At 59.0% G+C, this 14,036-nt stretch carries 11 protein-coding genes; 4 read left to right on the top strand and 7 right to left on the bottom strand.

Annotation, left to right across the window (positions count from 1 at the left end; translation table 11 throughout):
• Positions 1-221 precede the first annotated feature (221 nt).
• The gene (locus HEP69_RS08470; RefSeq protein WP_290558115.1) at positions 222-2,312 is read left to right on the top strand and encodes an acetate--CoA ligase family protein; all 2,091 of its coding nucleotides are present in this window, start codon (positions 222-224) and stop codon (positions 2,310-2,312) included.
• Positions 2,309-3,454: a serine hydrolase domain-containing protein gene (locus HEP69_RS08465; protein WP_290558114.1), complete on the top strand. Its 1,146-nt coding sequence runs from the start codon at positions 2,309-2,311 to the stop codon at positions 3,452-3,454. Before HEP69_RS08470 ends, HEP69_RS08465 begins: the two co-directional genes overlap by 4 nt.
• A gap of 48 nt (positions 3,455-3,502) precedes the next feature.
• Here HEP69_RS08465 and HEP69_RS08460 read toward each other — a convergent pair whose 3' ends face one another.
• Positions 3,503-3,892, bottom strand: coding sequence for a carboxymuconolactone decarboxylase family protein (locus HEP69_RS08460; protein WP_290558113.1), 390 nt, complete (start codon positions 3,890-3,892; stop codon positions 3,503-3,505).
• A gap of 181 nt (positions 3,893-4,073) precedes the next feature.
• Between HEP69_RS08460 and HEP69_RS08455 the strand changes: the two genes are divergently transcribed.
• Positions 4,074-5,672, top strand: a complete 1,599-nt coding sequence (locus HEP69_RS08455) for a GMC family oxidoreductase N-terminal domain-containing protein (protein WP_290558112.1) — start codon at positions 4,074-4,076, stop codon at positions 5,670-5,672.
• A gap of 142 nt (positions 5,673-5,814) precedes the next feature.
• Here HEP69_RS08455 and dctP read toward each other — a convergent pair whose 3' ends face one another.
• Positions 5,815-6,819 (bottom strand): TRAP transporter substrate-binding protein DctP, encoded by a 1,005-nt coding sequence (gene dctP, locus HEP69_RS08450; protein WP_290558111.1) that lies wholly within the window; start codon positions 6,817-6,819, stop codon positions 5,815-5,817.
• 17 nt (positions 6,820-6,836) lie between these two features.
• Positions 6,837-7,598, bottom strand: a complete 762-nt coding sequence (locus tag HEP69_RS08445; RefSeq protein WP_290558110.1) for a GntR family transcriptional regulator — start codon at positions 7,596-7,598, stop codon at positions 6,837-6,839.
• A 170-nt stretch (positions 7,599-7,768) separates the two neighbouring features.
• On the opposite strand from HEP69_RS08445, the gene HEP69_RS08440 reads away from it, so the two are divergent.
• Positions 7,769-9,826 (top strand): TRAP transporter large permease subunit, encoded by a 2,058-nt coding sequence (locus HEP69_RS08440; RefSeq protein ID WP_290558109.1) that lies wholly within the window; start codon positions 7,769-7,771, stop codon positions 9,824-9,826.
• A gap of 45 nt (positions 9,827-9,871) precedes the next feature.
• On the opposite strand, the gene HEP69_RS08435 is transcribed toward HEP69_RS08440, so the two are convergent.
• The 4 genes from HEP69_RS08435 to HEP69_RS08420 form a co-directional block, all read right to left on the bottom strand.
• Entirely contained in the window at positions 9,872-10,552 is a 681-nt protein-coding gene (locus HEP69_RS08435) for a GntR family transcriptional regulator (protein ID WP_290558108.1), read from the bottom strand.
• A gap of 511 nt (positions 10,553-11,063) precedes the next feature.
• Positions 11,064-11,432: a carboxymuconolactone decarboxylase family protein gene (locus HEP69_RS08430; protein ID WP_290558107.1), complete on the bottom strand. Its 369-nt coding sequence runs from the start codon at positions 11,430-11,432 to the stop codon at positions 11,064-11,066.
• A gap of 1 nt (position 11,433) precedes the next feature.
• Positions 11,434-13,122, bottom strand: coding sequence for a thiamine pyrophosphate-binding protein (locus HEP69_RS08425; RefSeq protein ID WP_290558106.1), 1,689 nt, complete (start codon positions 13,120-13,122; stop codon positions 11,434-11,436).
• A gap of 16 nt (positions 13,123-13,138) precedes the next feature.
• Positions 13,139-13,936 carry an alpha/beta hydrolase gene (locus HEP69_RS08420; protein ID WP_290558105.1) on the bottom strand — a complete coding sequence of 266 codons (798 nt, stop codon included), beginning with the start codon at positions 13,934-13,936 and terminating at the stop codon, positions 13,139-13,141.
• Positions 13,937-14,036 lie beyond the last annotated feature (100 nt).

The raw sequence follows: 14,036 nt of genomic DNA, 5'->3' as shown, positions 1-14,036 counted from the left end.
TTAGGTGCTAATCTAACTGCATGTCGGCTTCTTTCCCCCTTTGTGTGTCTCGGAGCCACCAGATCTCACCCCTGTCCATTTCGCCTCCCTTTTGGGAGCTGATCAGAACTTAAGCTGTTAGGGAATCCTGAATCTCAACAGACCCTAGAGCGGATCTGGGATGGCACCTCGGAAATCCAGCGTCATATTATCACGCGCTCCATCCTGCGCCCGCTTGGCGCATGACCCCACAGCGCCGCGCCAATTTTCAGCGTCTGCTGAAGCCTCGCCACATCGCCTTTATCGGTGGGCGCGATGCCACAATCGCCGTGCGCGAAGCGCGCAGGCGGGGCTTTCAGGGACAAATGTGGGCCGTAAACCCCAAACGCACCGATCTGGACGGGGTCCACTGCGTGCCCGCGATTGCCGACCTGCCCGAGGTGCCTGACGCCGTTTATCTGGCGATTCCGGCAGGCGGCGTCGTTACAGCGCTGCGCGAACTGGCGCAGATGGGCGTCAGAGGGGTCGTTTGTTTTTCCGCAGGTTTCAAGGAAACAGGCGATACCAGGGCTGAACAGGCCCTGATCGAGGCAACCGGCGACATGGCGCTGATCGGGCCCAATTGCTATGGCCTGATCAACTATATCGACAACGCTGCCCTTTGGTCTTTTGAACATGGTGGCTGGTCACCCGGATATGGCGCGGCGATCATCACGCAGTCGGGTATGTTCTCGTCAGACATCACCATGAGCGCGCGATCGCTGCCGCTGGCCTACATGGTGTCTGCAGGCAATCAGGCGGTTCTGGGTCTGGAAGACTTTCTGGACGCCTTCTCAGAAAACCCCGCCGTGCGCGCCATCGGATTGCATATCGAAGGGCTGCAAGACATTCCTGCCTTTGAACGGGCCGCGCTCAAAGCGATCGAACGCGGCGTGGCCGTCGTCGCACTCAAGACCGGCAGTTCGGCCATCGGCGCCGCGCTGACTGTCAGCCACACAGGCTCGCTATCGGGATCGGATGAGCTTTACGAGGCGCTCTTTGCGCGCACAGGTGTCATCAGCGTGACCAGCCCGGCGCAGTTTCTGGAAACGTTGAAATTCCTTTGTGTGGTGGGCGCTCCGGCGGGTGCCCGCGTGGCCGGGTTCACCTGCTCGGGCGGGGGCGCCACCATGCTGGCGGACCACGCTGAAAAGATCGGGCTGAGTTTCCCTGAGGTGGGCACAGAAGGCCACACCGCGCTCAGCGACCTGCTGCCCGACATCGCCACGGTGTCGAACCCGTTGGATTACACAACACCGATCTGGGGGCAGCCAGAGCATACCTATCCGGTTTTCTCTACGGCGTTGACAACCATAAACGCCGATGCAGCCGTTTTGGTACAGGACTACCCGGCCCCGGGGCTGGATGCTTCCAAGATCTATTATGAAAACGACGCGGGCGCCTTTGCCCAGGCCGCGCAGGAACAGGGCATCCCGGCCGCGATCTGCGCCACCCTGCCCGAGAACACTAGCGAAGAAACACGTATGCGTCTGATCTCTCTCGGCGTGGCTCCCATGCAGGGCATCCATGAGACGTTGAACGCGATGCGTGACGCTGCCGTATGGTCGGACCGGCGCAGGCGCATCGCGGACGCACGGCCTGCGCCATTGCTTGCGGGCATCGCATCCGATGCGCCGCACATGCTAACCGAGGATGCGGGCAAGGCGTGGCTCTCGTCGCGCGGTGGCAGCATCCCCAATGGTCGCTCTGTGACCGCCAAAGAGGCAAAGAACGCCGCGCAGCAGATCGGCTTTCCCGTCGCGCTCAAAATGATGTCACCAAACCTGGCCCACAAGACCGAGGCGGGCGCGGTGGCTTTGGGCATCAACGATGACCGGGCGCTTGACGTCGCCCTGACCCAAATGAAGCGAACCGTCGCCGAGTATGATGCACATGCTGTCACTGACAGCTTTCTGGTTGAGGCCATGTCTCCGACACCTTTGGCCGAGATGATCGTCACCCTGAGATCGGATCCGCAATTCGGGCCCGCGCTGGTGCTGGGCAGTGGTGGGGTCTTGACCGAACTTGTGGGCGATGCGGTAACGCTGCTGCTACCGGCCACGCCCGACGATATCGCCCAAGCGCTCAATTCCTTGCGGGCGGCGCGATTGCTCAATGGGTTCCGGGGGCGCGCGCCCGCAGATGTCGACAAGCTGGCGGACGCGTTGCACCATCTTTGCGAGATCTTCATTCAGGACCGTCAGAGCGTTGCTGAAATAGAGATCAACCCGATGTTCATCTACCCAGATCATATCGTCGCGGTGGATGCCCTGATCCATGTGACATCCTTGTGAGCCTGCAAGGGACCACCCCGAACCCCGACCTGACGGTGGGACCTGACAACAAGCAACGCTGGAACCGGCCCGCGCATCGTCGGCACGGGTTTCACAACGCGCATCATCTGTTTCGTCGGGCGCTGATGGTCCGTTCGCGTGACGTGCTGATGCTGGAGCCCGCAACGACCGATCTCACACCACAGATCCCTGACTTGGCGCGCCTCATCGCACATCCCGCGTTCTCGGCCTTCTGCTGCCTGCGCGACAGCCGGATCTTCGCGGAAGCCGCCGCGCCTGATTTTTCTACCGCGCGGCCCCACTCCATCCAATCGGTGACCAAATTACACATGCACTTGATTATGGGTCACTTGCTGGACCAGGGCCATTTATCCCTCGAGGCGCCGGTACGTGCATATCTGCCAGACATCGGACCGGGCTATGCGGACGCGCCGTTGCAATCGCTGTTGGACATGGCTGTCGTCAATGATTTCTCTGAGGATTACGCCGATCCTTATGCAGATTGCTTCAGGGAGGAAATTGCCCTTGGTTGGCGCCTGCCTGCCCCCGGCCAGGAAGAGACCACATTGCAGGATTTCGCCACCTCGATCTCTGGCTACCGGGCGGGCCCTACCCCGAACCAGGTGCTTTACAAATCCGCAAACACAGACGTGTTGACCCTTGTCGCGGCCAAGGTTTCTCCGACGCCGCTGATACGGCTGATCGAAGACATTGCCGATGTGGTCGGGTATGAAGGCGCGTTTCACATCAGCCTCAGCAAGGAAGGTCACCCGGCCTTTTCCGGCGGAGGCTGCCTGAGCGCCCGTGACCTTGCCCGCTTCGGCCTGTTTGTGGGGCGTGCAGCACAGGGACAAACCGGCGGTAAGATCGCAAATGCAGGGTTCACATCCCAAAGCCTGAACAGAATGGCCCCTGCCCTGGCCCCGCCAAAAGCATGGTTGCGCTACTCCAATCACCTGATGACAGATGGCAGGCTCATAGCGCATTCAGGCTATGGTGGTCAGTTTCTCATGGTCGATCCGACAACCGGAACGTCCTGCGCATTCCTCAGCGTGCTAGAGAACGCTTCAGGATATGACGACGCCTATATGGCGAATGTAGCAGATGTCCTCAGACAGGTCTGCCATGTGGCTATGGCTTAGTCCCCAAGCCTGCATCTGACAGAATGGAGCGGCGCAGGTTTGCGCCGCTTACGTTGCCGGGCTTTCGCCTTCCATCTCCTCAAGCACTTCCTTCACGATCAGAAAGCTGTCAAACGCAGCCGGCACACCGGCATAAGCAGCGCATTGCAGAAGGATCTCACGGATATCTTCTGGTGTAAGACCGTTCTTTAACGCCACCCTGACATGCATGCGAAACTCGTTCGGTCGATCCAATGCGGTCAGCAGCGCGAGGTTCACAATGCTGCGGTATTTGCGCGGAAATCCTTCACGCGCCCAGACCGAACCCCAACAAAACTCGGTGATCATGGTTTGGAAATCCTCGGTCAGCGATGTGGCCTCACTGAACGCCTTGTCGACATATTCATCGCCCAGTAACTCCCGGCGGACTTTCAATCCCTTGTCGAAAAGTTCTGACATCTGATCTTCTCCCATCTTGATTTGGATAAACCATATCAATCCTAATCATATTGTATTATGGTATACCATATGAGCAAGATAGCGATATAACCCGTGTTTCTGTCAAGCCGTTTCTGCCTGCCTGAGATGCACAGCGCCTTTCAAAACACCCCTGCATGCCCCCGAACCAGAGCAATAATCCATGGAATACAATTACATCATCGTCGGTGCAGGGTCGGCCGGTTGCGTGCTGGCCTTCCGGCTGTCCGAGAACCCCGATACCAGCGTGTTGCTGATCGAGGCCGGCGGGACGGGCAATCACCCGTTGATCGCGATGCCCAAGGGGATCGCAAAACTGCGAAACAACCCGAAATACCTGTGGTCCTATCCGATCGAAGACATCACCCATCCACACCGCAAGGAGGCCTGGATACGCGGCAAAACCCTTGGAGGGTCGAGTGCGATCAACGGCATGGTCTATGTCAGAGGCCAAGCCGCAGACTACGATGACTGGCAAGCGCTTGGAAATCCGGGCTGGGGTTGGGACGACATGCGCAGTGCCTACATCGCAGTCGAACGCCATGAGCTGGGTGAAAGTGACATACGTGGGGGTCAGGGGGTCATGCCGATTTCGATCTTTCCGGGCCATCATCCAAGCAATGATGCGATCATCGCCGCAGGGGCCGCTGCGGGGCTGCCAGTCCGGCGGGATCTCAATGGTATGACCGACCAGGAAGGCATCGGCTATGTCTCGCGCACCATTCACCGGGGCCGCCGCGTCAGCACCGCCAACAGCTTCCTCAAACACGCCCGACGGCGCAGCAACCTGAAGATCATGACACGGACCACGGCGGCGAGGGTTCTTTTCAAAGACCGAAAGGCCATTGGGATCGAATGCCTTGTCGGCGGCAACGCGCGGCAGACGTACTATGGCAGGGAGATCATTCTAAGCGGTGGTGCCATCGAAAGCCCCAAACTGCTTGAGCTATCGGGTGTCGGCGACGCGACACGGCTGAAAAAGCTCGGGATTGCCCCGCTTCATCACAGTCCGGGCGTGGGTGAGAACCTGCGTGAACATCGCTTCCTGACCACAAAGTTCCGGCTCAAATCCGGGCCGAGCTACAACCGAGAGCTTCGCGGGTGGCGCCTTGTCCGCAGCGCGTTGAAGTATCTGCTGCTCCGAAAGGGGGTTCTGACCACAAGCGTCTATGACGTGAATGCCTTTATCAGAGCCGTCCACCCAACCCGGCCCGATGCGCAGCTTGCCATCGGACCGCTGTCTTTTGATCCCGAGAGCTATGCCATCGACCCCTATCCCGGCATCCAATGTGCCGGACTGCCAACGCGCCCGGAAAGCCGGGGGTTTGTTCATCTGCGATCTGCGGATGTCCACGCGCCTCCGACGATCTTTGCCAACTATCTGGCCGAGGAAAACGACCGGCGTATCTCGGTCGGCATTCTGCGTTTTATTCGTCACATGTTTGCACAAGATCCACTGAAATCGCTTGTCGCGCAGGAACTGCTGCCAGGTCCTGATGTCTTAACCGAAGACGATATCATCGCCGCGTTTGTCCAAAACGGCTCTCCCGGATTCCATGTGGCGTGCAGCTGCAAAATGGGACCAGCATCGGACGTAGAAGCCGTTCTTGACGCACAGTTGCGGGTGCGCGGGGTGCAGGGGCTGCGGGTGATCGACGCCTCGGTCATGCCGACACTGCCATCGGGCAACACCAACGGGCCGGTGATTGCCATCGCCTGGCGGGCCGCCGATCTGATCCTCAACAGCACGGGGTCCTGCTGACAGCCGTCACCGCGCCTTGACGCTTGGGCTGAACCGCGCAAAGCATTGCGGCTTGCCCCACGAAAGGCGCCGCCGGACAACATCCGGCGGCGCCCAAAAAGCGACAATCAATCACCGTCGTGCAGGTGATCAGCGCGGCGTGTTACTTGCCCAGAACCGTGCGGACCCTTGCGACGATGGCCCGACCATCGACACCCGCTTCGTCTGCACGCGCATACCAGGCGTCATAGACCCCGTCGGTATATTCCGGCACGAACAGCTCGGCGAGCTTGTCATCGGGCGCGACCCAGAATTCGGCGCCCTGCTCGGCGATCTTGGCTTCCATCATGTTCTGGTACTCGTAATAGCCGTGAAAGCCTTCTTCCTGGATCGCATGCATCTCGGCCTTGATCAGCTCCTGAAGATCGGCAGGCACATCCGCCCAAACATCCTTGTTGACCAACATCGCCCAGCCAACGATGGGACCGGTCTTCCAGTTCTGTAGGTAGGTGGTCACCTTACCGAAACCTTGCTGATACCCGGCACAGCTGGACGCCATAATGCCGTCGATCAACCCGCGCTGCAGCGCGGAGGGGATTTCACCCCAGGCGATCGGTGTCGGTTTGGCGCCAAGCGCATTCAGCAGGGTCGCGGATTCAGTGTTGTTGACCCGGACCTTCTTGCCCTTGAAATCCTCGATGCTCTGTATCGGAGTGGTCGACCACAGGTTCTGAGTGCAAAACGCCCCTTCGGCCAGAACGACGCTGTTCCATTTGTCCAGCCAGATGTCGGCCAGCATTTCGCCATAGAACGCATCCCAGACGAACTTGTACTCCTCCATACTCTCGATCAGACCCGGCAGATGCGGCAGTCCCATCAGCGGATCACCAGAGCTGAGATAAGGATGCAGCACGGCAGACATCTGTGCACGCCCGTCTCGCACGGAGGGGGCAAGTTGTGTGCCCTTCACGAGTGAATTGTTGATCGTGACCTGCACCCGGCCATCCGTTGCGGCTGCAATCCTATCGGGAACGGTCTCGATTGCGGTCTGATAGGTCGATCCCGGCCCAGGGATCATCACCATTGTCAGGTCTACTTCCTGCGCAGTCGCTGAAATGGCCAAGACCGACAGGCACGCCCCTGCTGCAAGCCGAAAAAGTGATTTCATGATCTCTCTCCTTGTTGTTACCCGCTTTTGTTCGGTCGTTTGGAGTCGTGTGCGGTGTTTTCACGCTCCACTATGGACAATTGCTCCAAGGCCGCCGCCTTGGCGGCTTCAAGATGCGCAATGCAGCTCGCCTTCATTGCCGCCCCGTCCCGTTTCTGCGCCGCCTCCACGATCGGTTCAAACTCGGTCAGTATCTGAAGGCAGCGATGTTTCCGTGCGATCGACATCCGGCGCAAAACCTCGGCCCGGGTATTTAGTGAAGACACAAGGACCTGGCTGATGGCACAGTCAGAGCCGGAAAAAAGCGCCTGATAGAAAGCCGTCTTTGCCCGGAAGATACCATCGCTATCGCTCTGCGACGCGGCCTTGCAGAGCTGCGCATGAGCTTGCATCAGAGACGCCATGTCATCCTCGCTCGCCAGTTGCGCGAACCTTTCGCAAGCTGGCCCCTCAAGCGCCGCGCGAATGTCATAGATCTCGCACACGTCGCGTTGCTTAAGCGCGGCCACCACAGAACCTTTGTGCGGGACCATTTCTATCAGCTTTTCAGATTCAAGATGCCGCAGCGCTTCCCTTAACGAGGGGCGGCTGACGCCAAGCTGTTCGCACAGATCACGTTCGACCAGTTTGGTGCCAGGCGGCAGTCGACGTTCGACGATGGCTTGCCGCAACTTCTCGTAAACCCTCTGACGCAGGGTGACGGACTGCCGCGTCACGAACAGGGATCCGATGTCAGCCGTTGCCGCTGCTACCGTCGTCATATGCGAGACCTCATTCATCGAAGAGTCTCTCATTCCTATCACCGCAAAGATTGCCTGACAATATTAGACATGCCATAATACAATCTGCATTTATCACAGCACTGAGCCGGCGACATGACTTGTCGTGACAGCCCGCAGTGCCCGCGGCAGTGCCTCAGAAGAAAGATACCTGGCGGATGGAGCAGAAAGTGGACCACACAGCCACCTATGAAAGCGAACAGGGGCCCACGCCCAAACCCTCAAGGTTTTCCGACGGCATTGACGTGATCTCGCAACTTGCCGGCATTGCCGGGTCGCTGGCGCTTCTGGCAATGATCCTGTTCGTCTGTTTCGAGGTTGTATCGCGCGGGCTGTTTAATGAGCCAACAGTCTGGGTGAACGAGTACGCCACCTACCTGCTAATCGCCGTCACCTTCATCGGGCTCGCCTATGCCCAAAAAGAGAAAGCCCATATCCAGGTCGAACTGGTCCTTGGCGCTCTGCGCAAACCAGCCAGAGACCGGCTGACCACCCTCACGCTCTGGATCGGATTGTTCTTTCTCGTGTTTGCCGCCTGGCAGATGACTTCGTTCAACTATCAGGAATACGCCAACAACACCCGAAGCTGGGGACTGCTTGCGACACCACAGTGGAAACCACAGTTGATGGTGTCTGTCGGCTGTTGTCTGTTCTGTCTGTCGTTCCTGGCCGACCTCAACCGCAAGGCGCTTGCGGTCGGCGCGCTACGCTGGAGCCTGGTCCCGAGTGCCTTGCTCGCACTGGCTGGATTCCTGTTCATTCTGGGCCCCTACCCTGTCAAAATCGCCAGCGGCCCGTTCGATTGGGGAAGCCTTGGCATTCATGGTGTCTTCCTGACAGCGATCTGGGCCTGGAGCGGGCTCAGGACTCTGATGGAGTTCTCGGGCTTTATCGGCATCGTCATGGGCGTATTCTATTTCGGCCACGACCTGTCCCTTCTCTGGATCGGTCTGATGCTGGTGACGGCGATCCTTGTCTTTCTGTTGGCAGGCGTACCGATCTCGCTTGGGCTGGGTTCGGTTGGCCTGTTTGGCCTCTACTTTTTGTTGCCGTCACCGCAGCTCGCAGTGCTGGCGGAACGATCCTGGAACGGTGTGAACTCTTTCACCCTAACGGCGATCCCGATGTTTGTGATGATGGGCGGCCTGTTGCTGCGCAGCGGGGCGACCTCGGACATGTTTGGCGTCATGCGCCGCTGGTTTGGCAAAACACCGGGCGGTATTGCCCATGCCAGCATCGGCGCCTGCGGTGTGTTCGCAGCAGTCTCTGGGTCAAGTGTTGCAACCGCAGCCACGATGGGTGCCGTCGCCTGCCCCGAAATGATCGAACGCGGCTATAGCCCCCGGCTGACCTACGGTGTTATTGCTGCTGGCGGCACTTTGGGCATCCTAATTCCGCCCAGCATTGCGATGATCATCTATGGCACCACTGTCGGCGCACCCGTGACGACGTTGTTCATCGCGGGTATCGTGCCCGGCCTGCTGCTGATGGCGTCGTTCATGCTGGTGGTCTTTATCTGGTCCCTGGCGATACCCGGTGCCGCCCCCCAAGGCCGCAGCTACACCCTGAGTGAAAAGGTGCAGTCTACCGCCGGTGTACTGCCCTTCGTTGCCCTGATCGCGCTGGTTTTGGGATCTCTGTACCTGGGCGTTGCAACGCCAACCGAAGCTGGCGGCATTGGTTCGGTCTTTGCGCTGCTGCTGTGTCTGTGGCGCGGCAAGTTGACTATGACGATGCTGTTGGAAACCGCGCTGGAAACGGTCAAGGTCACGTCTTTCCTGCTGATGATCGTTGTTGGCGCGGCAATTCTCAGCTGGGTGTTCGACGCTCTGCAACTTCCGGTGAAACTGGTGGCACAGGTAGAGACGCTGAATTGGCAACCGTGGCTTATCATGGCAATCATCGGGCTGATCTACATCCTGATGGGGATGTTCATTGACGCCATTTCGATGATGCTGATGACGCTCTCGATCACGTTTCCAATCGTCACCGCACTGGGGTTTGATCCGATCTGGTTCGGTATCGCGTTGGTTCTGCTGATCGAGGTCGGCATGATCACCCCGCCTGTAGGCATCATATTATTCGTCCTGCGCGGGATCAGCGGGGATGTGGACATGAAGCAGATCGTTCTGGGCGTGTTGCCCTTTGTCGGGGTGATCCTGCTCAATGTCGTGCTCATCTATTTCTATCCGTCCATCGTCACATGGCTGCCCGCGCAGATGGAGTGATGCCCGGGCCAGAGCAGCGTTTCCGGGTGCTGGTCTTTGCCGATGTCAGTCGGTGAAGGTCGAAAGGGCAGCATCGCGCGCCGCATGGACATGCGCTATGCAGGCGGCCTCCGCCGCATCCGGGTCCCGTGCTTTGACAGCGGTCACGATGGCCTGCATCTCGTCCAGGCTTTGCAATCCCCGGTCCGGGTTGGAAATCGAGGACGCACGCAAGAGAATGATCTTTCCATGCAGGCGCGAAATAGCCTCACTCAGCAGAGGATTTCCGCAGCCCGTGCGCAGCACTTCGTAGAAATGCTCCGTTTCCCGTATCTTGCTATGGACACCCTGGTCCGTCAGCGCCGCCGACAGCTGCTTCATGGCCGCCTGCAGCTCTGTAATCTGCGCATCCGAGGCACGTGTGGCGAACAGTCTGCCTGCCATGCCTTCGAGTGTTTCGCGCAGCTCGTAGATGTGATTTGCGTCGACGACGTCAACAACCGCAACGCTCGGCCCTACATTCGGAACATTTGAAACAAGCCCTTCCGATTCCAGATGCCGCAACGCTTCGCGAATGCTGGTCCGGCTCACCCCGACAAGTTCGCACAATTCCCTTTCGACCAGCCGGTCACCTGGTTTGAACCGCAGATCGAGAATGGCATCGCGCAAAACGTGAAGAACCTGGTCCCTCAAGGTGGTACGCACCCGCTCCACGCGCAGCGTATCAGAGAGATCGTTACTCTTCATAGAACCCGCCAATGGTTGCTTCCTCTTGCCCGCACAACAAAGGCAAGTTGTGCATCGGGTTGGCAATACCACGATTCCACGGCGGAACAATATACGGGATAACGCGCATCGCCGAGATGTTGGGGTTTTCTGATCTGGCGCGAATCCTGACACGCAAAACACGCTCACGGCTGGAGCCAAATCACGACCGCGTCCGAAGGGTTTTCACGGTGGCCATCAACTCGGTGTTTGCCGATTTGAGCCTGCCACCACTCTGTCTTTGGGCCTAGGTTCCTACGCAAAAGGCCGTCTGATCTGCCTGTGGCGGCATCGCCTTTGTGACTTTGCCCAGATGTCTTTGCGCGCCGGCCCCATTTCTCTCGAGCATGAACCCGCAGATAGCCTGAGAGCAACCGGAAAGTCGCACCAGGTTGTCTTTTTTACCAATGCACAGAAACGCGCCATGACCGCGAGTGCGACAAGCGAGTTTCGCCGAAACTGGATCTCTCAGACCTCGAGCGAAACAACGGTTCTAACCCGTTGCGTTGTGTTTTTCGACCTCTTCCAAAAGGATCGGAACACCCATTGTCATCGAGTGAATGCCCATAATTGAAGTGAGTTGAATCACCTCAAGAATCTCCTGTTTCGTCGCCCCGGCCTGCAACGCGTTGGCCATGTGCCGCCGCGCACCAGACGGCCATAGGTGGGTGGTCGCCACATTGATGGCGATGAAGATCAGCTCTTTCGTTTTCTGATCCAGCGGCCCGCTTTGTGGCACCGAGCGGAACTGTAGGAATGCTTCGAGGTAATCGGCATCCAACTCTTCCAGCGATGTCCAAAAAGGGTTCCAGTCGCCGGTGGCGCGCTGCGCTTGGGTTGCGGGAAAGGTCTTGTCGGCCATCTCAGCCTCCTCTGTGCTTGAAGCTGTCACGACGGAAAGAATAGAGCGCTGCCGGGTCTACCATCACGTCAATCACCGCAGGCTTGCCACACTCCAGTGCCGCCTCGATCGCCTCAGCCGTCTGGGCCAGCGTGTCCGCACGATACCCCTTTGCGCCGTAAAGGTCCGCCAGCTTGTCAAACGGCGGGCTGGAAACGTCCGCGCCGATATAACGCCCATTGAAGAAATCGCGCTGATAGGCTTTCTCTGCGCCCCAACACCCGTTGTTCATCACCAGGGTCACGGTGTTGATGCCGTAATCGACCGCCGTCGAGAGTTCTGAGATGGTCATGCCAAATCCACCATCCCCCATCAGGCTGATCACGGGGCGCTCTGGACAGGCCAGTTTGACACCCAGACCGGCAGCGAAGGAAAAGCCCACCAACCCAAAATCCAGTGGCGTAAACAGGCTTTTCGGCACCCAGTAGTTCAGCTTGTCCGTGGCCTGAAGGCAGAGCGTCCCTGCGTCCATCGTGTAGGCCGCATTCTGTGGGGCGACGTCGCGCAGGGTCTTGAACAGGCCCGAGGGCTGGATGATGGTATTGGCCACATCCGCCTCTGCATCGCGCTTGGCGAGAAAGGCTTGCCGTTCGGCCTTGTAGCTTTCGGTCCACGCATCGGCCTCTGCCCGACGGCTCAGCTTGTCGGCCTCGGCACGCAACTGGTCTGCAACCGTGGGCGCGTCCCCCCAGATGCCCAGCTCGACAGGGAAGTACCGCCCGATAGCGGTGGGTTCCTGTTCCACATGGATGATCGCGGCATCACGATTGATGTTGTCATAGCTGTAGAATGTTGCGTTGAAGCCGATCCGAGTGCCAAGGGCAAGGATCACATCGGCCTCTTTCATAAGGCGCGAGGCAACTTCATTGCCCCGCGGCCCTGTTTGGCCGGCATTGAGTGGATGGCCAAACGGGATCGCGTCGCCATGTCCGGGAGAAGAGACAAGCGGCGCGTTAAAAGCCTCGGCCAACGCCAGGGCGCAATCGGCCGAACCGGTGTTCTTGATCGCACCACCAACCATAATGACCGGGCGTGCAGCATCGGCCAACAATTTGGCCGCGCGGGCAATCGACTCTGCCGGAGCGGCGGCAGGGCTGACTGGCCGATAGTGCTCTGGGGACTGCATCGGGGGGTATTCGGCCTGAGCGGACAGAACATCGCGAGGCAGGTTCAGATGCACCGGACCTTTGCGGGGCGCATTGGCGACGCGGAACGCCTCCTGGACCAGTTCGGGAACGCGATCGGCCGATGGCGATGTCATGGTCTTTTTGGTGATCGGCGTGAACAATGCCTGTTGATCCACCTCCTGGAACGCATCCCGATACACGTGACCCTGGGCCAGGGCTCCGCCAATGGACACGATTGGCGTATAGGCCGCTTTGGCTTGTGCAAGGCCCGTTACCAGGTTGGTCGTACCAGGGCCGTTCTGACCCGCCAGGACCACGCCGGTATTGCCCGATGCGCGCGCATAGCCGTCGGCCATATGGGTGCCTGTACGTTCGTCATGCACGCCGATAAATCCGATGTCCTTGGCGTCATATAGCGCATCGAACATTTCCATTGTTGCCGATCCGATCAGGCCAAACACAAATTCGGTTTTTTCAGCCCTCAGCGCCTCTACTGCGGCGTACCCTCCGGAAAGTTGGGTCATGTTGTATTCCTTTTTATTAAGTCAGAACGCGATTGAGGAAGTCCCCAACCGGTTCGCTGAACAGAGCAGGCTGTTCGATCAACCCGAGATGTTGAAGATGCGGCACGATGCAGATTTCTGCCCCGGGCGTCTCGGCGACGATGGCGTGGCTCATTGCCGGGGTTGAGCCGCTGTCGTTTTCACTGGTCATCACCAGCATTGGGGAGGTGATCGGAGGCGAGGGTGCGATCAGCTCGGTCACGCCAGACGCAAGGACCTGACGGTGGGCGGCATAGTTTGCGTGATCATTTTTCAGAACTGTCTCACGGATGTCCGCGACCCGGTCCGAATGGTGACGACGAAAACCCTCGGTGAACCAACGCGCCAATGTCACATTTATGCCAGCCTCAGGTCCTCCGCTGGCGGTGCCACGCGCACGGTCTTCGACAATCCGTTGCTGGTCTGCGCCCCTGTCGTGGGGCGAATTCAAGATCACAAGCGCGCTCACCCGGTCGGGATGATCCATGGCGCAGCGCCGGTTGATCATACCACCCAATGAGAACCCTACGAGCGCGGCCTGTGAGATATCTAGCGTATCCAAGAGCGCGATCAGTTGAGCGCTCAACGCTGTCAGACTGACAGGACCACGTGGCACCGCCGTGTCGCCGTGGCCCAGCAGATCGTACGTCAGCACTCTGTAACGCTCCGCAAGACCCGTGGCGATGGTGCCCCACGTGCTGCTCCGGGTCAGGCCAAGCCCGTGGATCAGCACCACAACCGGTGCCTGCTCGGGGCCAGTAAAGTCATAGGCAGTGCCATCTTTCGTGACAGGCATGAGTCAGATCCCTTTGCTTTGGCGCCACGGCCAAGCCCTTCAGCGACGATGAAAGCGACGACCCCGCCGCCCAAACGGCTGTCCAGGGTCAAAAAGAATG

It is taken from the genome of Aestuariivita sp. (genome assembly GCF_021404545.1).
Taxonomy (GTDB): Bacteria; Pseudomonadota; Alphaproteobacteria; order Rhodobacterales; family Rhodobacteraceae; genus Aestuariivita.
This window is presented reverse-complemented; position numbering and strand designations above follow the sequence as displayed.